At 53.5% G+C, this 21929-nt stretch carries 19 protein-coding genes, 2 tRNA genes and 2 pseudogenes; 15 read left to right on the forward strand and 8 right to left on the reverse strand.

Going from position 1 to position 21929, the window contains the following annotated elements:
* Entirely contained in the window at window positions 1–723 is a 723-nt protein-coding gene (locus ACQ0PY_RS05460) for a class I SAM-dependent methyltransferase (protein ID WP_044265108.1), read from the forward strand.
* Here the strand turns inward: ACQ0PY_RS05460 and rnhA are convergent.
* Window positions 720–1187, reverse strand: coding sequence for a ribonuclease HI (rnhA, locus tag ACQ0PY_RS05465; protein ID WP_042997834.1), 468 nt, complete (start codon window positions 1185–1187; stop codon window positions 720–722). The two genes, ACQ0PY_RS05460 and rnhA, sit on opposite strands and share 4 nt — an antisense overlap.
* 64 nt (window positions 1188–1251) lie before the next feature.
* Here rnhA and dnaQ point away from each other — a divergent pair, with 64 nt between their 5' ends.
* Both dnaQ and ACQ0PY_RS05475 read left to right on the forward strand, forming a co-directional pair.
* A complete protein-coding gene (dnaQ, locus tag ACQ0PY_RS05470) occupies window positions 1252–1980 on the forward strand; it encodes a DNA polymerase III subunit epsilon (protein ID WP_109739893.1) in 729 nt (242 codons plus the stop codon).
* Window positions 1981–2113: 133 nt separating this feature from the next.
* A tRNA-Asp gene (locus ACQ0PY_RS05475) sits at window positions 2114–2190 on the forward strand.
* A 62-nt stretch (window positions 2191–2252) separates the two neighbouring features.
* Here ACQ0PY_RS05475 and ACQ0PY_RS05480 read toward each other — a convergent pair.
* Entirely contained in the window at window positions 2253–3023 is a 771-nt protein-coding gene (locus ACQ0PY_RS05480) for an amidohydrolase (protein ID WP_044258802.1), read from the reverse strand.
* A 109-nt stretch (window positions 3024–3132) separates the two neighbouring features.
* On the reverse strand, window positions 3133–5577 hold the full coding sequence (gene fadE, locus ACQ0PY_RS05485; RefSeq protein WP_109739894.1) for an acyl-CoA dehydrogenase FadE: 2445 nt from the start codon (window positions 5575–5577) through the stop codon (window positions 3133–3135).
* A gap of 239 nt (window positions 5578–5816) precedes the next feature.
* Between fadE and lpcA the strand changes: the two genes are divergently transcribed.
* The gene (lpcA, locus tag ACQ0PY_RS05490; RefSeq protein WP_044265105.1) at window positions 5817–6395 is read left to right on the forward strand and encodes a D-sedoheptulose 7-phosphate isomerase; all 579 of its coding nucleotides are present in this window, start codon (window positions 5817–5819) and stop codon (window positions 6393–6395) included.
* 45 nt (window positions 6396–6440) lie between these two features.
* Window positions 6441–7208 (forward strand): class II glutamine amidotransferase, encoded by a 768-nt coding sequence (locus ACQ0PY_RS05495; RefSeq protein WP_044258806.1) that lies wholly within the window; start codon window positions 6441–6443, stop codon window positions 7206–7208.
* On the opposite strand, the gene dpaA is transcribed toward ACQ0PY_RS05495, so the two are convergent.
* A complete protein-coding gene (gene dpaA / locus ACQ0PY_RS05500; protein ID WP_042997828.1) occupies window positions 7179–7919 on the reverse strand; it encodes a peptidoglycan meso-diaminopimelic acid protein amidase in 741 nt (246 codons plus the stop codon). The two genes, ACQ0PY_RS05495 and dpaA, sit on opposite strands and share 30 nt — an antisense overlap.
* Before the next feature lie 348 nt (window positions 7920–8267).
* On the opposite strand from dpaA, the gene ACQ0PY_RS05505 reads away from it, so the two are divergent.
* The gene (locus ACQ0PY_RS05505) at window positions 8268–9017 is read left to right on the forward strand and encodes a C40 family peptidase (protein ID WP_071888436.1); all 750 of its coding nucleotides are present in this window, start codon (window positions 8268–8270) and stop codon (window positions 9015–9017) included.
* On the opposite strand, the gene ACQ0PY_RS05510 is transcribed toward ACQ0PY_RS05505, so the two are convergent.
* On the reverse strand, window positions 9014–9253 hold the full coding sequence (locus ACQ0PY_RS05510) for a hypothetical protein (RefSeq protein WP_042997826.1): 240 nt from the start codon (window positions 9251–9253) through the stop codon (window positions 9014–9016). The two genes, ACQ0PY_RS05505 and ACQ0PY_RS05510, sit on opposite strands and share 4 nt — an antisense overlap.
* Window positions 9254–9358: 105 nt before the next feature.
* Window positions 9359–11077: pseudogene (locus ACQ0PY_RS05515) on the reverse strand (flagellar biosynthesis protein FlhA); the annotation flags it as partial.
* Between ACQ0PY_RS05515 and lafU the strand changes: the two are divergent.
* Window positions 11043–11903 (forward strand): putative lateral flagellar export/assembly protein LafU, encoded by an 861-nt coding sequence (gene lafU, locus ACQ0PY_RS05520; RefSeq protein WP_161215644.1) that lies wholly within the window; start codon window positions 11043–11045, stop codon window positions 11901–11903. The pseudogene ACQ0PY_RS05515 and the gene lafU sit on opposite strands and share 35 nt — an antisense overlap.
* 96 nt (window positions 11904–11999) lie before the next feature.
* Window positions 12000–13055: a DNA polymerase IV gene (gene dinB, locus ACQ0PY_RS05525; RefSeq protein ID WP_044265098.1), complete on the forward strand. Its 1056-nt coding sequence runs from the start codon at window positions 12000–12002 to the stop codon at window positions 13053–13055.
* Window positions 13056–13122: 67 nt separating this feature from the next.
* On the opposite strand, the gene pepD is transcribed toward dinB, so the two are convergent.
* Complete coding sequence (gene pepD / locus ACQ0PY_RS05530) at window positions 13123–14580, reverse strand: cytosol nonspecific dipeptidase (protein WP_042997822.1); 1458 nt, start codon at window positions 14578–14580, stop codon at window positions 13123–13125.
* A 294-nt stretch (window positions 14581–14874) separates the two neighbouring features.
* Between pepD and gpt the strand changes: the two genes are divergently transcribed.
* The 3 genes from gpt to crl all read left to right on the forward strand — a co-directional run bounded on the left by gpt (window position 14875) and on the right by crl (window position 17136).
* On the forward strand, window positions 14875–15333 hold the full coding sequence (gene gpt, locus ACQ0PY_RS05535) for a xanthine phosphoribosyltransferase (protein ID WP_042997821.1): 459 nt from the start codon (window positions 14875–14877) through the stop codon (window positions 15331–15333).
* A gap of 99 nt (window positions 15334–15432) precedes the next feature.
* Window positions 15433–16677, forward strand: a complete 1245-nt coding sequence (frsA, locus tag ACQ0PY_RS05540; RefSeq protein ID WP_044258817.1) for an esterase FrsA — start codon at window positions 15433–15435, stop codon at window positions 16675–16677.
* Window positions 16678–16734: 57 nt separating this feature from the next.
* Window positions 16735–17136: a sigma factor-binding protein Crl gene (gene crl, locus ACQ0PY_RS05545; protein ID WP_042997819.1), complete on the forward strand. Its 402-nt coding sequence runs from the start codon at window positions 16735–16737 to the stop codon at window positions 17134–17136.
* A gap of 79 nt (window positions 17137–17215) precedes the next feature.
* On the opposite strand, the gene phoE is transcribed toward crl, so the two are convergent.
* Complete coding sequence (gene phoE, locus ACQ0PY_RS05550; protein ID WP_109739896.1) at window positions 17216–18268, reverse strand: phosphoporin PhoE; 1053 nt, start codon at window positions 18266–18268, stop codon at window positions 17216–17218.
* Between the two features lie 287 nt (window positions 18269–18555).
* Here phoE and proB point away from each other — a divergent pair, with 287 nt between their 5' ends.
* The 4 genes and pseudogenes from proB to ACQ0PY_RS05570 form a co-directional block, all read left to right on the forward strand.
* On the forward strand, window positions 18556–19659 hold the full coding sequence (gene proB / locus ACQ0PY_RS05555; protein ID WP_042997817.1) for a glutamate 5-kinase: 1104 nt from the start codon (window positions 18556–18558) through the stop codon (window positions 19657–19659).
* An 11-nt stretch (window positions 19660–19670) separates the two neighbouring features.
* The gene (gene proA / locus ACQ0PY_RS05560) at window positions 19671–20924 is read left to right on the forward strand and encodes a glutamate-5-semialdehyde dehydrogenase (RefSeq protein ID WP_054177340.1); all 1254 of its coding nucleotides are present in this window, start codon (window positions 19671–19673) and stop codon (window positions 20922–20924) included.
* Between the two features lie 114 nt (window positions 20925–21038).
* A tRNA-Thr gene (locus tag ACQ0PY_RS05565) sits at window positions 21039–21114 on the forward strand.
* 199 nt (window positions 21115–21313) lie between these two features.
* A pseudogene (locus ACQ0PY_RS05570) lies at window positions 21314–21665 on the forward strand (IS3 family transposase); the annotation flags it as partial.
* Window positions 21666–21929 lie beyond the last annotated feature (264 nt).

Below are 21929 nucleotides of genomic sequence, written 5' to 3' on the forward strand. Positions count from 1 at the left end.
ATGAAACCGGCAAGGAACCCTCAAACAGTCGTAGCACCCGATCGCTGGAGCGATTTGCCCTGGGGAGAGTACTATCGTGAGGCGCTGGAAAAACAGCTTAACCCGTGGTTTGCAAAAATGTATGGTTTTCACCTGCTTAAGGTGGGCAATTTAAGTGCAGAAATCAACTCGGAAGCCTGTGCGGTTTCGCATCAGGTTAACGTTTCTGCCAAAGGCTCGCCGGTTCAGGTTCAGGCCGATCCGCTTCATCTCCCTTTTGCCGATAAATCGGTCGATGTCTGTCTGCTGGCGCACACGCTACCCTGGTGCGCCGATCCCCACCGCTTGTTACGTGAAGCCGATCGGGTACTCATTGATGATGGCTGGCTGGTACTGAGCGGATTCAACCCGGTGAGCCTGATGGGGCTGCGCAAGCTGGTGCCGGTGCTGCGTAAATCGTCGCCTTATAATAGTCGTATGTTTACGCTGATGCGCCAACTGGACTGGCTGTCGCTGCTGAATTTTGAAGTGCTGCACTATAGCCGTTTTCACGTCCTGCCGTGGAAAAAGCAAGGAGGAAAGATGTTGAGTGCACACCTTCCTGCGCTGGGCTGTATGCAGATGATTGTGGCGCGTAAGCGAACGATTCCGCTTACGCTCAATCCGATGAAACAGAACAAGGCGAAAGCGCGCATACCGCAAGCCGTTGGCGCGACCCGGCAATATCGCAAGCCGGACGTTTAAGCTTCGGGCTGATAACCAACGTCCTCCTGAGTAGGATTCATGGCGGCGGCACGGGCAAGCTCATCGCAACGCTCGTTTTCTGGATGACCGGCATGGCCTTTTACCCACTCCCATTTGATCTGATGCTGCCCGAGGGCGGCATCAAGACGCTTCCAGAGATCGACATTTTTTACCGGTTTTTTGTCGGCAGTTTTCCAGCCGCGTTTTTTCCAGTTATGAATCCATTGGGTGATCCCCTGGCGCACATACTGACTGTCAGTGCTCAAAATGACTTCACAATGTTCTTTCAGGGCTTCCAGGGCGACGATCGCCGCCATCAGCTCCATGCGATTATTGGTCGTGAGGATATAGCCCTCATTAAAGGTTTTTTCGCGCCCGCGATAGCGTAAAATTGCCCCGTAACCGCCCGGACCTGGATTGCCCAGGCACGAACCGTCGGTGAAAATTTCTACCTGTTTAAGCATCTCTGGTAGACTTCCTGTAATTGAATCGAACCGTAAAACGACAAGTCTGACATAAATGACCGCTATGAGCACTGCAATTACGCGACAGATCGTCCTCGATACCGAAACCACCGGTATGAACCAGATCGGCGCGCACTACGAAGGGCACAAGATCATTGAGATCGGTGCTGTAGAGGTGGTGAACCGCCGTCTGACGGGGAATAACTTCCATGTCTATCTGAAGCCTGATCGGCTGGTGGATCCGGAAGCGTTCGGTGTCCACGGTATTGCGGATGAGTTCCTGCTGGACAAGCCGACATTTGCCGAAGTGGCGGATGAATTTCTCGATTATATCCGCGGGGCGGAACTGGTCATTCATAACGCGTCGTTTGATATCGGCTTTATGGATTACGAGTTCAGCAAGCTTAACCGCGATATCCCGAAAACCAATACCTTCTGTAAAGTCACCGATAGCCTGGCGCTGGCGAGGAAGATGTTCCCAGGCAAGCGTAATAGCCTGGATGCATTGTGCTCGCGTTATGAGATAGACAACAGCAAGCGTACGCTGCACGGCGCATTGCTCGATGCCCAGATTCTGGCTGATGTTTATCTGATGATGACCGGCGGTCAGACGACGATGGCGTTTTCGATGGAAGGGGAAACCCAGCAGCAGGGCAATACGGGGATCCTGCGGCTTGTACGTCAGGCCAGCAGGCTACGCGTCGTTTTCGCCACCGATGAGGAAGTGGCGGCCCATGAATCGCGCCTCGACCTGGTGGAAAAGAAAGGGGGAAGTTGCCTCTGGCGGGCGTAGAAAGTCGGCAAATGGGGTAAAAACCGCCGCTCGGGTGATTTTTAGAGCAAACGATTAAAAACGTGAGAAAAAGCGTTGACGAGGTGTCTGGCAATCCGTAATATGCGCTTCGTTCCCAAGTGGAACACATCGCGGAGCGGTAGTTCAGTTGGTTAGAATACCTGCCTGTCACGCAGGGGGTCGCGGGTTCGAGTCCCGTCCGTTCCGCCACTATTCAGAAAGCCTGAGTCAGTAATGATTCAGGCTTTCGTCGTTTTTATCTCGTCAAAAAATCAGCGCAGAATAAACGGGTCGGCATCCTGCCAGGCCGGAAACGTCTCCCGATACGCTTTCAGCGCACTCAAAGAAAGTTCCGCGTCAATGCGAGTAGCCTGATGGGCTTCCGCTGTCGCAATGATTTCTCCTTGCGGGCTGATAACCCGACTGTCGCCACGATAGTGATGCCCGTTGCCGTCGGTGCCGACGCGGTTACATCCAGCCACCCAGACCTGATTTTCAATCGCGCGCGCCGCCAGCAACGTCTGCCAGTGCTGAGAACGAGGCGCCGGCCAGTTGGCGACATACAGCGCCAGATCATAATCATTCAAATTGCGTGACCATACCGGAAACCGCAGGTCATAACAGACCTGCGGGAGAATGCGCCACCCGCGCCATTCCACGATCACGCGGCGGTTGCCTGGCTGGTAATGATGATGTTCGTCAGCCATTCGAAACAGGTGGCGTTTATCATAAAAGTGCACGTTACCTTCTGGCTCGACCAGTAAAAAACGGTTCACCGCGCCACGTTCTGTCTGAAGCGCGGCGCTACCGGCAATCAGAGCGTTCGTTCGCTGCGCCTGTTTTTGCATCCATGAAATCACCTCCTCCTGAGTGGGCGCTTCTCTGGCAGCCTCCATCGCAAACCCTGTGGTGAACATTTCGGGTAAGACGATGAGATCGCGCCCCGTTACCGGTTCCAGTAAAAGGTCAAAGTGACGCAAATTGGCGGGTCCATCCATCCAGACCAGCGGTTGTTGCAGCAGCGTAATTTTCAAACCAGGCACGGTAGGGTCTCCTTGTTGAACAGCATTCTGACACTGTAGCACGTGATTTCAGGAAACGCGGATGATAAAAAGCCCCGCCGAAGCGAGGCTAAAAGGTCATGCGTAAGCGTTACGCGGCTTCGACTTTACGCACTTTCTCTGGCAGCTTTACCGGCTTTGTCGCCAGCTCCTCGGGTTCAAAATCGTCCACATTGATGCTGCGCAGTCGGCTTTCTTCCGCTTTGACCAGAATCGCTGCTTCGTCTTTATCAATGAGCCCTTTGGCCAGCGCATTTTGCGCCAGTTCATCCAGACGGGTGAACGGCAGGTTTTTGCCAATCTCTTTGCAAATACGCTGATGAATAGGGTCGGCGGCCATCACATCCAGCAGCGCTTCTTCCAGTAATCCCACCGGGTTATGCTCGCTCGGCGTCAGATACTGTCCACGGCCGATACGGTCACGGGTGGCGCTCGGTACCTGCAATATCTTCGCGACTTTATGATCCAGCTTATCGGAAGGGGCCTGGTAGTGACGACCGGTCGGGAAGATCACCACGTTCAGCAGGCCAGCCACCAGGCGGTTCGGGAAGTTCTGCAGCAGATCGTCGATTGCCTGTTCCGCTTTATACAGTGCATCCTGCACACCCCAGTGAACCAGCGGCAGGTCCGCTTCATGACGGCCTTCGTCGTCGTAACGTTTCAGAACCGCAGAGGCCAGATACAGCTGGCTCAGTACATCTCCCAGACGAGCAGATATGCGCTCGCGGCGTTTGAGACTTCCGCCCAGCACAGCCATCGACACGTCAGAGAGTAGCGCCAGGTTCGCGCTCAGGCGGTTAAGATGCTGATAATAACGCTTCGTCGCATCGCGGGTGGGCGTTTGGCTGGTTAAACCACGCGTCAGACCCAACCAGAAGCTGCGCACTTTGTTGCTGCCGACGTGGCCGATATGTTTAAACAGGAGTTTGTCGAACGCATTCACATCGTTATTCTGTGCGGCCGCCATCTCTTCGAGGACATACGGATGGCAGCGAATTGCCCCCTGACCGAAGATCATCATGCTACGGGTCAGAATGTTCGCACCTTCCACGGTGATGGCGATCGGCGCGCCCTGATAGGCCCGCGCCAGGAAATTACCTTCGCCCAGCATAATGCCCTTGCCACCGGTGATATCCATCGCGTCAATAATTGACTGCTGACCACGATGAGTACAGTGATACTTGACGATTGCCGACAGCACTGCCGGTTTCTCACCGAGCATAATGCCGTAGGTGATGAGGGACGCAGCGGCATCCATCACGTAGGCGTTACCGGCAATGCGTGCCAGCGGTTCTTCAATCCCTTCCATTTTACCGATAGAGATTTTGAACTGACGACGAATGTGGGCATAAGCACCGGTAGCCATCGCAACGGATTTTACGCCGCCGGTCGAGTTAGACGGCAGGGTAATCCCGCGGCCCACCGACAGACATTCCACCAGCATACGCCAGCCCTGACCGGCCATTTTCGGGCCGCCGATGATGTAATCGATCGGAACAAATACATCGTTACCGCGAGTCGGACCGTTCTGGAACGGGACGTTCAGCGGGAAGTGACGACGACCAATTTCCACGCCCGACGTCGAGGTTGGGATTAACGCGCAGGTGATCCCCAGTTCTTCTTCGCCGCCCAGCAGCTTATCCGGGTCAGAAAGTTTAAATGCCAGTCCCAGGACGGTGGCGATAGGCGCGAGGGTGATATAACGCTTGTTCCAGGTCAAACGCATCCCCAGCACCTGCTGGCCTTGCCATTCGCCCATACAAACAATACCGGTATCCGGAATGGCGCCCGCATCAGAACCCGCTTCCGGGCTGGTCAGCGCAAAGCAAGGGATCTCCTGACCACGCGCCAGACGAGGCAGGTAATGGTCTTTCTGCTCTTGTGTACCGTAATGTTGCAGCAGCTCGCCTGGGCCTAAGGAGTTCGGCACGCCCACGGTAATCGCCAGGATCCCGGAGACGCCAGAAAGTTTTTGCAGCACGCGAGACTGGGCGTAAGCGGAGAATTCCAGCCCGCCGTACTCTTTCTTAATGATCATCGCGAAGAAGCGATGTTCTTTCAAAAACGCCCACAGTTCCGGCGGGAGATCGGCCAGCTCGTGGGTGATCTGGAAGTCGTTCGCCATGCGGCACGCTTCTTCCACCGGGCCGTCGATGAACGCCTGCTCTTCGGCGGTCAGACGCGGCTGCGGATAGTTGTGCAGTTTTTTCCAGTCCGGATTGCCCTGAAACAGATCGCCTTCCCACCAGGTGGTACCGGCATCAATCGCTTCTTTCTCCGTACGTGACATCGGCGGCATCACCTTACGGAAGCCACGGAACACCGGCGCGGAGATCATCGATTTACGCATCGGCGTCACATTGAACGGGACGAGGAGAATGGCCAGCGGAACCAGCAGCCAGATATTCCACAGTCCGGCCACGCCAAGCGCGGCCGTCCATGCGAGCAGAATCAGGCTGCTGAGGAACAGGCTCACGCGGTGATAAAACAGCGCGCCGAGCAGAACAATCGTAGCGAGAATACTCAAAATCATCATAACGAAAAGCTCCCTTGCTTGTAGGAGGTCTGACCACTTGTGATGATATGGTTGTAGTGGATGTGAATTCTTTTAGCAATGTGTTTACAAAATAATTACAACAAAGCTCACATTGTTGCCGATTTCTGCGGCACGAAAAATCAAAAGCCGTCGCCATTGATGTGGCTTATGCTTCTCGCTGCCAGTGCTATCCGGTACACTGCATCCTGTCATTTACATTCATGCTGAAGGATATCCTCATGTACCAGGATCTTATTCGTAACGAACTGAACGAAGCGGCGGAAACGCTGGCGAATTTTTTAAAAGATGATGCCAATATTCACGCCATTCAGCGCGCGGCGGTCCTGCTGGCAGACAGTTTTAAAGCAGGAGGTAAGGTACTGTCCTGCGGTAACGGCGGCTCTCATTGTGACGCCATGCACTTTGCCGAAGAACTGACCGGGCGTTATCGCGAAAACCGTCCGGGCTATCCGGCCATTGCGATTTCCGACGTTAGCCACATCTCCTGCGTCAGCAATGATTTCGGTTACGACTACGTCTTTTCCCGTTATGTGGAAGCGGTAGGGCGCGAAGGCGATGTGCTGTTAGGCATCTCAACCTCCGGCAATTCGGGTAACGTGATCAAAGCCGTCGCCGCGGCACGCGAGAAGGGAATGAAGGTCATCACCCTGACCGGTAAAGACGGCGGCAAAATGGCCGGTACTGCCGATATCGAAATCCGCGTTCCGCATTTCGGCTATGCTGACCGTATTCAGGAAATTCATATTAAAGTGATTCATATCCTGATTCAGTTGATCGAAAAAGAGATGGTTAAGTAAGTCTTCGCCGGGGGTTTTGCGCCCCCGCAGTTGTGGAGGTGATGTATGTGCGAACTGCTCGGGATGAGCGCCAATGTGCCTACCGATATCTGCTTTAGTTTTACCGGGCTGGTTCAGCGTGGAGGGGGAACCGGACCGCACAAAGACGGCTGGGGCATCACCTTCTATGAAGGCAAAGGCTGCCGGACGTTCAAAGATCCGCAACCCAGCTTTAACTCCCCCATCGCCAGACTGGTACAGGACTACCCGATCAAATCCTGTTCCGTGATTGCCCATATTCGCCAGGCGAACCGGGGCGAAGTGGCGCTGGAGAACACCCATCCCTTCACGCGTGAACTGTGGGGCCGCCACTGGACCTACGCGCACAATGGTCAGCTTTCGGGCTATAAGACGCTGGAAACCGGCAATTTTCGCCCGGTGGGTGAAACCGACAGCGAAAAGGCATTCTGCTGGTTGCTGCACAAACTCACTCAGCGCTACCCGCGCACGCCTGGCAACATGACGGCGGTGTTCAGGTATATCGCAACGCTGGCGGGCGTACTGCGTGAGAAAGGGGTCTTTAACATGCTGTTGTCAGATGGTCGTTATGTGATGGCATTCTGCTCAACGAATCTGTTCTGGATCACGCGCCGTGCACCGTTTGGCGTCGCCACGTTGCTCGATCAGGATGTGGAGATAGATTTTCAGAAAGAGACCACACCGAACGATGTGGTCACCGTCATTGCCACGCAACCACTGACAGGCAACGAAACCTGGCAAAAGATTATGCCAGGCGAGTGGGCGTTATTTTGTCTCGGGGAGCGTGTAGTTTGACGCCAGCTGCGGCTGAACCACTTCATGACTCAACGGTTTGCTGACGACATAGCGGCCATCGACAACCGACACGGTCGGTGGCTTGCGGGTCTGCTCGAAATAATCGTATCCCGGTTTTAACTGCGACCAGAACTCTTTGTAATACGAATACTTGTGACGCTGCATATTGGCATCGGTCATGCGGAAGGGATAAATACTGACCTGCACACTCGACTGACCAAAGACCAACGCACCGGTGACAAACTGGAAAATCTCATCAATGCCGCTGTCGGTCATGGCGTAACAGCCAACCGAGACGCAGGCACCGTGAATCATCAGATATTTGCCTTCATAACCATGAGCACGGTCATAGGCGTTGGGGAAGCCAATATTAATGGCTTTATAAAAGCGGCTGTCAGGTTTGAGCTGGCTACGCTGGACGTTATAAAAACCTTCCGGACTTTTAAAATCGCCCTGGCGTTGTTTTGGACCTAATCCACCGGAGTAATTACAAATTTTGTAGCTGTCGAGAAGTTGATACTGTTCGCCCATCTTGACGTAGAGATCGAGCGTGCGCTCTTCCTTGAAGATCTGAATATAGACCGGCGATCCCATCAATTGTTGCTTATACTCTTTGCTGATGGGGGTTGTGGAGCTATTGCTACTCAGCAAGCCGGCGAATGACACGCACGGGATCAAAAGCATCGCAATAAATAATGCGATTTTACGCATACTGCTTGTTCCTTGATAAAACGATTACCCACGCCAGAACGGCAAAAATAAGATCCCCAAATCGGACTAGTCTGGATTTGGAACGCTCACATTAACACCACGACAGTTTTTCGCAAGCCCCTCGTGGTGCGTTTACAATTTATACAGAACGTTAGCGACACTGGCTGTCAGAACCGGCCCGATTTTGCCCATTTCCGCAGAACGGATGTCAGGCTCGTCGGCAGGGGCATGGCGGATACAATTCACTGATAATAAACCATTAATTTTTTAATTATTGATTATTAAGCCTGGTCAGTTCCTCGCCTGGTTAAACTGTCGCCTCACTGTTTATTTAGGTTATGTTTTTTTATGTTTTTATCAGGTGCTCCGCGCGCCATTCTGCCGGGGCTGCTCTCGTTATGTCTCCTCTATTCACCATTGTCTGCAGCCGTCTCTTCACATCAGACGTTTAGCTATGCCGCGACGTTGCGGATGCATAACCGTGAACGTCTGCTCAGTAAATATCAGGCGAAGCGCAGAAGGCAGGCGCATTATATTGTTTCCGGAACCCCGCAGAGCAAGAGAGCGTTGCGCCAGCACAACCGTGAGTTGCTTGAACAGCATCCAGAATGGTTCCCGGGGCCGCTGCGCGCGGACAACCACCGCTGGCAGGAACTGGCAGAAAATAAGGCGTTCCTCACTAGCGACCATTTGCAGAATATCACGGAAGTAGCGATTCATCGCCTTGAGGCGCAACTGGGGAAACCGTACGTATGGGGAGGCGTCAATCCGGATCGCGGATTCGACTGTAGTGGGCTGGTTTTCTACGCCTACAATAAAATCCTGGCGGCCAAATTACCGCGCACGGCAAATGAAATGTATCATTACCGTCGGGCAACCATTGTCGCTAACCGTGACCTGCGCCGTGGCGATCTGCTGTTCTTCCATATACACAGTCAGGATATCGCCGACCATATGGGTGTTTATCTGGGGGATGGACAGTTTATCCAGTCCCCGCGTACGGGCGAAACCATCCGGGTGAGCCAATTGACCGATCCGTTCTGGCAGGATCACTTCCTCGGCGCACGCCGGATCCTCAAGGAAAATACCATCATCTAACAGGCAAGCAGCAGCAGGATGATGAAGACAAGCATCATCGTGCCTGCCAGCAACAGATCGACGGGTTCGATGAGCGCGACGTGCGCGGGCATCGCGTCATCTGTTGATTGCGTTTCATTATGTTGTTGCAACTCTTGCTGGCGCACAAACTCCCGGTATGTGCGCCAGTACAATCTGGCGTCATCATGCTGAGCGTCGTTTTCTGAAGGGGATGGGATATTCTGTTGAATGGTCACTCATCAATCCTTTAACTTGAGCAGGCATTTGAAATACAACCTCCTTGTCGCGTCATCTTTATAAAGCGGCAGAAAAAACGCCGACTTAAACAGCCGGGTAATTATTTAACTCAGTGCCCCCATAATTTTCAGCTCCAGTTCATCTGCCACTTCGTTATAAGACAGAACGTTCAGACCCGGCGCGAAGAGTCGGGCATAGCGCGCCAGCAGCGGACGTAGCGACGGCGCGACCAGCAGCACCGGCTCTTTGCCTGCGGCTTTCATCTGCTCCTTAATTTGCGGCATATTGCTCTGGAACTGATTGAGCATGTTCGGATCCACCGGCACGCTATCGAGCATCACCTTACCGCTCTGCTGCGCCTGATTCACCACGTTAGAAAGCAGGTTTTCCAGTTCGTTATTCAGCGTATAGACCGCCAGTTCCTGCTTGCGGACAAACGGGTGCGTAATGCTGCGACGCAGCGCAAGGCGGATATCAGCGACCAGCAGAATGGGATCTTTCGTTACGCTGCTGCTGGCAACCAGCACGGTGGCGATAGTCACAATGTCGCGCAGTGATACGCCTTCAACCAGCAGTGCCCGATACACTTTCAGCAACTGGCTGTAGTTGAGCGCGGCGCTGAGATCTTCCGCCAGGCGCGGTGCCATTGACGAGAGACGGTTATGCAGCTGAGTAATGTCATCATAATTAAACAGATCGGGAATGTAGCTGCGCACCACCTTATTGACGTGCGTGGCAATCACGCTGGCGCTGTCGATCACCTGATACCCCATATTCAACGCTTTCGCCTTCTGCGATGCCTGGATCCAGGTCACCGGCATCCCGTACGCCGGGTCATTACCCAGAATGCCATCTATCTCGCCGTAAGTTTCGCTGGAAGGCAGCGCCATCAGGCGGTCAGAGGGAATATCGGCTTTATCGGCCTTAATCCCGTTGATATAGATCGCGTACTGGCTGGGCTTTAACCTGAAATTTTCACGAATGCGAATTTCCGGCAGCAGCACGCCGTTGGTATCGGAGATCACCTGGCGCACGCCACGGATACGCTGGGTCAGCGGATTGCCTTTTGATTTATCCACCAGTGAGACCAGCTTATACCCCAGGCTCAGGCTGTTTGGCTCAATCAGCGGGATGGTTTCCCAGGTAATCTGCTGCTCGGTCGTTTCGACGATTGTTTTCGTCAACGTTTCGAGGTTTTTCTCTTCAGCCTCAGCGGCTTTCGGGCGTTTACTCATCCGCCATGCGGTAAAGCCCAGCAGGCCGCTGAACGCGAGGAACGGGAAATGTGGCATTCCCGGCACCACTGCCAGTACAAACATAATGCTGGTGGCGGTATACAGCACCGACGGGTTGGCCAGTAACTGTGCGCGAACATCGGTGGCGATATCGCCATTGTCACTGACGCGGGTCACGATGATCGCGGCGGCGGTAGAGAGCAGGAGGGAAGGGATCTGCGCCACCAGACCGTCACCGATGGTCATCAGCACGTACTGCTGGAATGCCGCTTCGGCACTGAGATTGTATTTAAAAATCCCGATGCACACGCCGCCGATCAGGTTGATCGCCAGAATCATCATCCCGGCGATGGCGTCGCCGCGCACGAACTTCGAGGCCCCGTCCATCGCGCCATAGAAATCGGCTTCGCCGGCGACGTCCTTACGTCGAGTCTGCGCCAGCTGCTGGTTAATAAGCCCGGCATTCAGGTCGGCGTCGATCGCCATCTGTTTGCCTGGCATCGCATCAAGGGTAAAGCGGGCGGATACTTCGGAGATACGTTCAGCGCCTTTGGTGACGACGATGAAGTTGATTGTGAACAGCGTCAGTAAATCCGATCGAGAAAACATTGTGGCGGCGTTGCATGGCCAGTCGATCTTTAATGGCGGGGGCTTAACGGCGCTGAATAAAATTGGTCAAAAGCCGATTACCGCGATGGCAAGCAGGAGTAGCACCCCGCGTAATAAGTCCACCACCGAGGAAACGAACTCAGCAAAAGAACGGATAAAAGTGAGTGAGGCAACCGAAAGAAAAGCGCGTGATGTGAATGAGAAAACGGCGCTGCTGAAAAGAAAATCCGCCTCAGAATTAGGTGAATTGGCCACCAGTATTAATACTGTTGCGCGAAATGCGCACATGGAAACTAACCTGGAAATGGAGATAGTGCCCCAGGGGTTACGTGTGCTGATTAAAGACGACCAAAACCGCAGTATGTTTGAGCGTGGCAGTGCACGGATCATGCCGTTCTTTAAATCGCTTCTGGTTGAGCTGGCGCCGGTTTTTGACTCGCTGGACAATAAGATCATTATTACCGGGCATACGGATGCCATGGGTTATAAAAATAATATTTATAACAACTGGAACCTGTCAGGGGACAGAGCGTTATCCGCACGTCGCGTACTGGAAGAAGCGGGGATGCCGGAGGATAAAGTGATGCAGGTTAGTGCGATGGCTGACCAGATGCTGCTGGATACCAATAATCCGGAAAGCGCAGGAAACCGACGCATCGAAATCATGATTCTGACCCAGAGCGCAGCCGATACTTTGTATCAATATTTTGGTCAGCATGGTGAAAAAGTGGTTCAACCGTTAGTGGAGAAACTGGATAAAAAACAGCACCTCGCTGCATTACATCGCAACCCGATGCCACAGTAGTCACGACGCTGGAATTCGTCGCGTTGTTCGGATGAGCGATCGCTTCCCATTTATTGATTTCACTGTATACTTAAACAGTGTTTCGGGAGGTGGGTGATGCGTAAAATCATACATGTTGATATGGACTGTTTTTTCGCCGCGGTTGAGATGCGGGACAACCCGGCGTTGCGCGACATCCCTATTGCCATTGGCGGCAGCCGTGAGCGCAGAGGCGTTATCAGCACCGCCAACTATCCCGCCCGTAAATTTGGCGTGCGCAGCGCGATGCCGACCGGTATGGCGCTGAAACTGTGTCCGCACCTCACGTTATTACCGGGCCGTTATGAGGCCTACAAAGAAGCCTCCCGCCAAATCCAGTCCATTTTCGCCCGCTATACCTCATTAATTGAGCCGCTGTCACTGGACGAGGCGTATCTGGACGTCACGGACAGTACACACTGTCATGGGTCAGCCACGCTTATCGCTCAGGAAATACGCCAGACGATTTTCAACGAGCTGCAACTTACCGCCTCGGCGGGCGTGGCGCCAGTGAAGTTTCTGGCCAAAATCGCCTCCGATCTGAATAAACCCAACGGACAGTATGTCATCACGCCGGATGATGTGCCGGCGTTCCTCAGTACGTTGCCGCTGGGGAAAATTCCCGGCGTCGGTAAAGTGTCTGCGGCAAAACTGGAAAGCATGGGGCTACGCACCTGCGGTGATGTCCAGCAGTGCGATTTGGCGACATTACTTAAGCGCTTCGGTAAGTTTGGGCGGGTATTGTGGGAGCGTAGCCAGGGAATCGACGAACGGGATGTCAATAATGAACGCTTACGCAAATCGGTCGGCGTGGAACGCACCATGGCGGAAGATATTCATCAGTGGTCTGACTGTGAGGCGATCATTGAGCAGTTATATCCGGAACTCGAACGGCGACTGGCGAAAGTCAAACCCGATTTATGCATTGCTCGCCAGGGGGTAAAGCTCAAGTTCAATGACTTTCAGCAAACCACCCAGGAACACGTCTGGCCGAAGCTGAATAAAGAAGACCTGATTTCTACTGCGCATAAAACCTGGGATGAGCGGCGGGCAGGGCGGGGGGTAAGGCTGGTGGGGCTGCACGTAACGCTACTCGATCCGCAACTGGAACGGCAGTTATTGCTGGGGTTATAAAGAGCAAAATGCCGGATAAGGCGCAACGCGCCGCCATCCGGCATTTTTATAGCACGACAGCCGTAACTTACTTCGTCGGAATCGCTTTCAGCAGTTCGGTCAGAAGCGTCCAGTAATGACTGACGCTTTCGATATGCACCTGCTCATCCGGTGAGTGTGGACCGGTAATGGTTGGCCCGATAGAGACCATATCCATATCCGGGTACGGTTTCTTAAACAGACCGCACTCCAGACCCGCGTGGATAATCTGGATGTTCGGCGTCTTGTTGAACAGACGCTGATAGGTTTCGCGCACCAGATGCATCACCGGTGAGTTCGCATCCGGCTGCCAGCCAGGGTAGCTCCCTTTCGCTTCGGTTTTCGCGCCTGCCAGTTTCCCCAGCGAATCCAGCATGCTAACGACATAGTCTTTACCGGTGTCGATCAGCGAACGGATCAGGCAATGGATTTCGACGTTGTCGTCGGTCATGGTGACGACGCCCACGTTCAGTGAGGTTTCAACCACGCCTTTTGCGACGTCGGAATTGCGGATCACACCGTTCGGCGTGGCGTTCAGCAGACGGATAAAGCCATCGCGAGATTGTGCGGTCAGTGCGGCTTTATCGCTCGCGGCGCTCTCCAGCAGAACCACCAGGTTTTTCTCTTTTTCAGCCAGTTCGTTTTTCAGAATGTCCTGATAAGCGTTAACCCGCGCTTTCAGAGCCTCTACGTTGTCTGCCGCAACGGCAACGGTCGCAAAGGCTTCACGTGGAATTGCGTTACGCAGCGTACCGCCGTTGAAATCGACCAGACGCAGATCCAACTCTTCAGCATGACCGGCCAGGAAACGAACCAGCAGTTTGTTCGCGTTGCCAAGACCAACGTGGATTTCGCCACCGGAGTGACCGCCTTTCAGCCCTTTCAGCGTCAGCTTAAAGGTCTGGAAACCTGCCGGAACGGCTTCGCGGGTCAGCGGCAGGTTAGAGGTGAAGTCGATCCCTCCTGCGCAACCCATGTAGATCTCACCTTCTTCTTCCGAGTCGGTGTTGATCAGAATATCCGCCTGCAGCCAGTTGGCCTGCAGACCAAATGCACCGTCCATCCCCGCTTCTTCGGTCATGGTCAGCAGCACTTCCAGCGGGCCGTGAACGACGCTGTCGTCAGCCAGAACCGCTAATGCGGAAGCCATCCCGATGCCGTTATCGGCGCCCAGTGTGGTACCACGCGCTTTCACCCATTCGCCATCAATATAAGGCTGGATCGGATCTTTGGTGAAATCGTGCACAGTGTCGTTGTTTTTCTGCGGCACCATGTCCAGGTGCGCCTGCAGAACCACCGGTTTACGGTTTTCCATTCCCGCACTGGCCGGTTTGCGAATCAGGATATTCCCTACCTGGTCGCGCTCGACGTGGAAACCTTTCTCGTTTGCCCAGCCGATGATGTGCTCAGCGAGCTGCTCTTCATGATAGGACGGGTGAGGAATTGAACAGATTTTTGCAAAAATATCCCACAGCGGTTGCGGGGAGAGTTGAGATAGTTCAGACACGATAATTCTCCTTGTATACCCGTCATACTTTAGGTGGTATTCAGGGTATAGATGCGCTGCAAACAGGCTTGCAGGTCACAGGGTTAGCAGGTTAATTATTACCACAAGTCTGGCTTGCGAGATGCGCTTGAGAATACCACTTTCTGCGCCCGCTGCGAGTATAAAGCACGTAAAAAGAGGGCCCGATTCCGCGAAACACTGGTTTTTGGTGGCTCAGATCTCTATAATCTCGCGCAACCTATTTCCCCCTCGAACACTTTTTAAGCCGTAGATAAACAGGCTGGGACACTTCACATGAGCGAAAAATACGTCGTCACCTGGGACATGCTGCAGATCCATGCACGCAAATTGGCAAACCGCCTGATGCCTTCAGAACAGTGGAAAGGCATCATTGCCGTTAGTCGTGGTGGTCTGGTGCCGGGCGCATTGCTGGCACGTGAACTGGGCATTCGTCATGTCGATACCGTATGCATTTCCAGCTATGATCACGACAACCAGCGTGAACTGAAAGTTCTGAAACGCGCTGAAGGCGATGGTGAAGGCTTTATCGTCATCGACGATCTGGTGGATACCGGTGGTACCGCCGTGGCTATCCGTGAAATGTACCCAAAAGCGCACTTTGTCACTATCTTCGCGAAACCGGCGGGTCGTCCGTTAGTCGATGATTACGTGATTGATATCCCGCAGGATACCTGGATTGAGCAGCCGTGGGACATGGGCGTGACCTTCGTTCCGCCGATTTCTGGCCGCTAATCTCTGACTTTTTCAACGCCTGGCACAGCCGGGCGTTGTTCTATTTAGCCGGTGTCGGGTTACAATAAGCCTCAGTGAGTACTTCAGGAGGCTGTACGCATGTCACAGGCTAATCTAAGCGAAATCCTGTTCAAACCCCGTTTCAAACACCCCGAAACGTCGACCCTGGTCCGCCGTTTTAATGCCGGGATGCAGCCGCCTGTGCAATCGGCGCTGGATGGCAAGAATATTCCCCACTGGTATCGCATGATTAACCGCCTGATGTGGATCTGGCGCGGGGTGGATCCGCGAGAAATTCTGGATGTTCAGGCGCGCATCGTGATGAGTGACGCCGAGCGCACCGATGCCGATCTTTACGATACGGTGATCGGTTACCGTGGCGGCAACTGGATTTATGAATGGGCAAAACAGGCGATGGACTGGCAGCAGAAAGCCTGCCAGGAAACGGACCCTGAGCGCAGTGGTCGCTACTGGCTACACGCCTCGACGCTGTACAACATCGCTGCCTATCCGCACCTGAAAGGGGACGATCTGGCGGAACAGGCGCAGGCCTTATCTAACCGTGCCTATGAAGAAGCCGCGCAGCGACTGCCGGGTACGCTGCGTGAGATGGAATTTAGCGTGCCTGGCGGCTCGCCCGTCACCGGGTTCTTGCATATGCCAAAAGGCGACGGCCCGTTTCCGACGGTGCTGATGTGCGGCGGTCTGGATTCAATGCAAACCGATTACTACACCCTGTATGAGCGCTATTTCGCGCCGCGCGGCATCGCCATGCTGACGCTGGACATGCCTTCCGTCGGTTTCTCGTCAAAGTGGAAGCTCTCTCAGGACTCCAGCCTGTTGCACCAGCATGTGTTGAAAGCGCTGCCGAATGTGCCGTGGGTGGATCATACCCGGGTGGCGGCGTTCGGATTTCGTTTTGGTGCCAACGTGGCGGTGCGTCTGGCCTATCTTGAATCACCGCGTCTGAAAGCGGTGGCCTGCCTCGGTCCGGTTGTCCATGCGTTGCTGAGCGATCCGTTACGTCAGGGAGCGGTACCGGAAATGTATCTTGACGTTCTGGCAAGTCGACTGGGGATGCACGATGCGTCCGATGAAGCGTTGCGCGTGGAGCTTAATCGCTATTCGCTGAAGGTGCAGGGACTGCTTGGCAGACGCTGCCCGACGCCAATGCTGTCGGGCTTCTGGAAGAACGATCCGTTCAGTCCGGAAGAGGAGTCGCGTTTAATCACGTCTTCATCTTCTGACGGTAAGCTGCTGGAGATTCCCTTCAATCCGGTGTATCGCAATTTTGACAACGCGTTACAGGAAATCACCCGCTGGATTGAAAAGAGATTGTGTTAATAATTTGCTAAATTCTACTGTTTTGGTAAAACAGTTGCTTCACAACAGGAGATCGCAATGACGTTACCGAGTGGACACCCGAAGAGCAGATTGATCAAGAAATTCACCGCGCTTGGCCCTTATATCCGCGAAGGAAAGTGCGAAGATAATCGATTCTTTTTCGATTGTCTGGCTGTTTGCGTCAACGTGAAGCCCGCGCCTGAACTGCGCGAATTCTGGGGCTGGTGGATGGAACTGGAAGCGCACGAAAAGCGTTTTACCTACAGCTACAAATTTGGTCTGTTCGACAAAGCGGGCGACTGGAAGACTGTGGCGATCAAAGATAAAGAAGTCGTTGAGCGACTGGAATATACCCTGCGCGAGTTTCACGAGAAGTTGCGTGAGCTGTTAAACACGCTGCATTTGTCACTGGAGCCCGCAGACGATTTCCGTGATGAGCCGGTGAAGCTAACGGCGTAATCCAAAAAAGAGGCCGGATGAATCATCCGGCCTCTCTGTTTTTAGCCGGATAAGTCAACTCATCCGGACCATTCTGGCATCAGAACTGATAGGTCATACCCAGCGCCACGATGTCATCGCTGTTGACGCCCAGTTTGTTGTTGTCATCAATCTGGTTGATTTTATAATCAACAAACGCCGACATATTCTTGTTGAAATAATAGGTCGCGCCGACGTCGATATATTTCACGATATCTTCATCACCAATACCTTCAATATCTTTGCCTTTCGACTGAACGTAACCGATGGACGGACGCAGGCCGAAATCAAACTGATATTGTGCGACGGCTTCGAAGTTTTGCGCTTTGTTGGCAAAACCACCGGAGATCGGCGCCATGTTGCGGGTTTCAGAATAGATGGTCGCCAGATAGATGTCGTTGCCATCGTATTTCAGACCGGTCGCCCAGCCTTCAGCATTCTGGCCATGACCGCGCGCCTGCTGGTTTTGCTCATTGGTACGGTCAGAGTTGGCGTAGGCGCCAATGATCGCGAAATCGCTGCCGCCGAAGTCGTAGCTCAGTGATGTCCCGAACCCGTCACCGTTTTGTTTCTTCACGTCACGGTCTTCGTTTTTGCCCTGATATTGCAGGGTCATGTTCAGACCGTCGATCACGCCGAAGAAGTCGGTGTTCCGGTATGTCGCCAGACCGCTGGCGCGTTTGGTCATAAAGTTATCGGTCTGCGCCAGGCCGTCACCACCAAATTCCGGGAACATATCGGTCCAGGCGGCAACGTCATATAGCGCGCCCAGGCTACGACCGTAATCGAAAGAACCGATATCTTTTAGCTTGACCCCGGCAAACGCCAGACGCGTTTTCTGACCAGATTCGCTTTCGGTTTTGTTGCCCGCAAATTCCGCTTCCCAACGACCGTAACCAGTCAGTTGATCGTTAATCTGCGTTTCGCCTTTAAAACCAAAGCGGACATAGGTCTGGTCGCCGTCTTTGCTGTCATTGTCGCTGAAATAGTGCATCGCTTTGACTTTGCCATACACATCCAGTTTATTACCGTCTTTATTAAACACTTCCGCTGCCTGCACGGATGCCGATGCCACAATACCCATCACCACTAATGCCAGAGTGCTCTTTTTCATTTTCAGTCCTGATTTAACGTACGCGCTATTATTTACTGGGTGTGATCCCCGTTGAAAGACAAGAGGGTTTTAACGTTCTGGAGTGAAGGTTTTATGACAACGTAAGAATAATTTTAAAAAAGGATGTTTTTCTGTTTCAGTAATAAAAACGTCAAAAATTGCCGCTACGCTTGCTGATCCAGCACAACAAAATTCCATGCTTTATGCGCTGCTTGTTGGCAACCGGGGCCAGTCCTGCTAAAACGTTCGTTTACTATCATTTTCCCTATTTTGAACGGCAGAGAATCATGAGTGACAGCCAGACGCTGGTGGTAAAACTCGGCACCAGTGTGCTAACGGGCGGATCGCGCCGCCTGAACCGTGCCCACATCGTAGAACTTGTTCGTCAGTGCGCGCAGTTGCATGCCGCAGGACACCGTATTGTTATCGTCACGTCGGGCGCTATCGCCGCCGGGCGTGAACATCTCGGATATCCGGAACTGCCGGCGACCATTGCCACCAAGCAACTGCTGGCGGCGGTCGGGCAGAGCCGACTGATCCAACTGTGGGAACAGCTGTTTTCGATTTACGGCATTCACGTCGGGCAGATGCTGCTGACGCGGGCGGACATGGAAGACCGGGAACGCTTTTTGAATGCGCGCGACACTCTGCGTGCCCTGCTGGATAACAATATCGTTCCGGTGATCAATGAGAACGATGCAGTTGCCACAGCGGAAATTAAAGTGGGCGACAATGACAATCTCTCCGCGCTGGCGGCGATCCTCGCCGGGGCGGACAAACTACTGCTGCTGACCGATCAACAGGGGCTGTTCACCGCCGATCCGCGTACCGACCCGCAGGCCGAACTGATTAAAGATGTCTACGGGATTGATGACGCGTTGCGCGCAATCGCCGGCGACAGCGTATCGGGGCTGGGAACGGGCGGCATGGGCACTAAGTTGCAGGCCGCTGACGTCGCCTGCCGCGCCGGGATTGACACGATTATCGCCGCTGGCAGCAAGCCGGGCGTGATTGGTGATGTGATGGAAGGCATCTCTGTCGGTACCCGCTTCCATGCACAGGCCTCTCCGCTGGAGAACCGCAAGCGCTGGATCTTTGGCGCGCCGCCTGCTGGTGAAATCACCGTCGATGAAGGCGCGATGGCGGCGATTCTGGAACGCGGCAGTTCATTGCTACCGAAAGGCATTAAAAGCGTGACAGGCAACTTCTCACGTGGTGAAGTGATCCGCATCTGTAATCTGGAGGGGCGTGATATTGCCCACGGCGTGAGCCGCTACAACAGCGACGCGCTGCGCCGCATTGCCGGACACCACTCTCAGCAGATTGACGCGATTCTGGGTTACGAATATGGCCCGGTCGCCGTTCATCGCGATGATATGATTACCCGTTAAGGAGCAGATAAATGCTGGAACAAATGGGCATTGCTGCCAAAGCCGCGTCGTACAAACTGGCGCAACTCTCCAGCCGCGAAAAAAATCGCGTGCTGGAACAAATAGCTGATGCGCTTGAAGCGCAAACGGAAACTATCCTGAACGCCAATGCGCAGGACGTGGCCGAAGCGCGTACGAACGGTCTGAGCGAGGCGATGCTTGATCGCCTGGCGCTGACGCCGGCGCGCCTGAAGGCCATTGCGGATGACGTCCGTCAGGTCTGCAATCTGGCGGATCCGGTTGGGCAGGTGATTGACGGAGGGCTACTGGACAGCGGGCTGCGTCTGGAGCGTCGCCGTGTGCCGCTGGGCGTGATTGGCGTGATTTATGAAGCCCGCCCGAACGTCACCGTCGATGTCGCCTCTCTGTGCCTGAAAACGGGCAATGCGGCGATTCTGCGCGGCGGTAAAGAGACGTATCGCACCAATGCTGCCACCGTGCGCGTGATCCAGCAGGCGTTAACCTCCTGCGGGCTACCGGAAGCGGCGGTTCAGGCCATTGAAAGCCCCGACCGTGCGCTGGTGAATGAGATGCTGCGCATGGACAAATATATCGACATGCTGATTCCGCGTGGCGGCGCGGGTCTGCATAAGCTGTGCCGCGAGCAGTCGACCATTCCGGTGATCACCGGTGGGATTGGGGTGTGTCATATCGTTGTCGACGACAGCGCAGAGATTGCCCCGGCGCTGAAGATTATCGTCAATGCGAAAACGCAACGTCCGAGTACTTGTAACACGGTAGAGACGCTGTTAGTGCACCAGGACATCGCGGCGCGTTTTCTGCCTGCGCTGAGTCAGCAGATGGCGGAGAGCGGTGTAACGCTGCATGCGGATGAACGGTCGCTTGCCCTGTTGAGCTCGGGCCCGGCAAACGTGGTGGCAGTGAAAGCGGAAGAATTTGACGACGAGTTCCTGTCGCTGGATTTGAACGTCAAAATCGTCGCGGACCTGGATGACGCCATCGCGCATATTCGCGAGCACGGCACTCAGCATTCCGACGCCATCCTGACGCGCACCATGCACAACGCGAACCGTTTTGTGAACGAAGTGGATTCGTCCGCGGTATACGTCAACGCCTCGACCCGTTTTACCGATGGCGGACAGTTTGGTCTCGGTGCGGAAGTTGCCGTCAGTACGCAAAAATTACATGCCCGTGGTCCTATGGGGCTGGAAGCGCTGACTACCTATAAGTGGATCGGCTTTGGTGACGATACGATTCGTGCCTAAATAACGCCGGGTGATGCAAAATCAGCCACTTGATTCGCAAGGCTATTGACGCATCGCCTGGTTAGTTTTAACCTTCTACCCCGTGTTCACACTCGTGGTCACGTCCTCTTCAGGGCCGATATAGCTCAGTTGGTAGAGCAGCGCATTCGTAATGCGAAGGTCGTAGGTTCGACTCCTATTATCGGCACCATTTCAAACGCTTCCCAGGCCTACAGAAATCAATTAAAGCCCATCTACTGCGGTTTATAGCCCGATCTTATCTCTTGTTATCAACGGGACTCAACCGGAATCTAGTCACAGCCGGGGGCATCAGTGGGGGCATTCTGTGTTCGATCCAGGAAGATGCCCCCGATCAAGCTTCATACGCGACAGGGTTGCTATATCCAGAGATAAATACGCCTCTGATGGCCGTCTGGCGACGTAATCCTCAAAACAGGTGCTGGTTCATTCTGATCAAGGTCGTCATACACAAGCTATGAGTGACAGTCGTTTCCGAAATCACACGGACTAAAGGGTTGTAGTATGAGTCGTCGTGGTAAATGCCACGACAACGCCGTTGCAGAAAGTTTTTCCCGCTATTGAAGCGTGAACGGATAAAGAAATAGTTCTACGGAACGCGTGAAGAAGCCGCAGTGATATTTTTGATTACATCGAAATATTTATAACAATAAACGTCGGTATGGTTCTGGCGATCGGATGCCACCGGCAGAAAGTGAAAATCAATATTATCAACGGCTCTGAAGTGTCTGGATTATCCGTGGCGATTCAACGCCTCAAAATAATTTCGATATAAGCAGCCTCTTACGCAAGGTCAATAAGGAAAAACTGATTTGTTGATTGGTGTAATTCTATTGATGCTAATATTTGATGTTTATGATTTTTTTTTTTTTTTTTTTTTTTTTTTGGGGGGGGGTGGCAGTAAAATATCACAAAATGATAATTAAATGAATTTTTTGATAAATCGACATGAATATGCATAATTTTATGATATAAAAGTTAACACCA

It is taken from the genome of Citrobacter sp. LST-B2 (assembly GCF_057983045.1).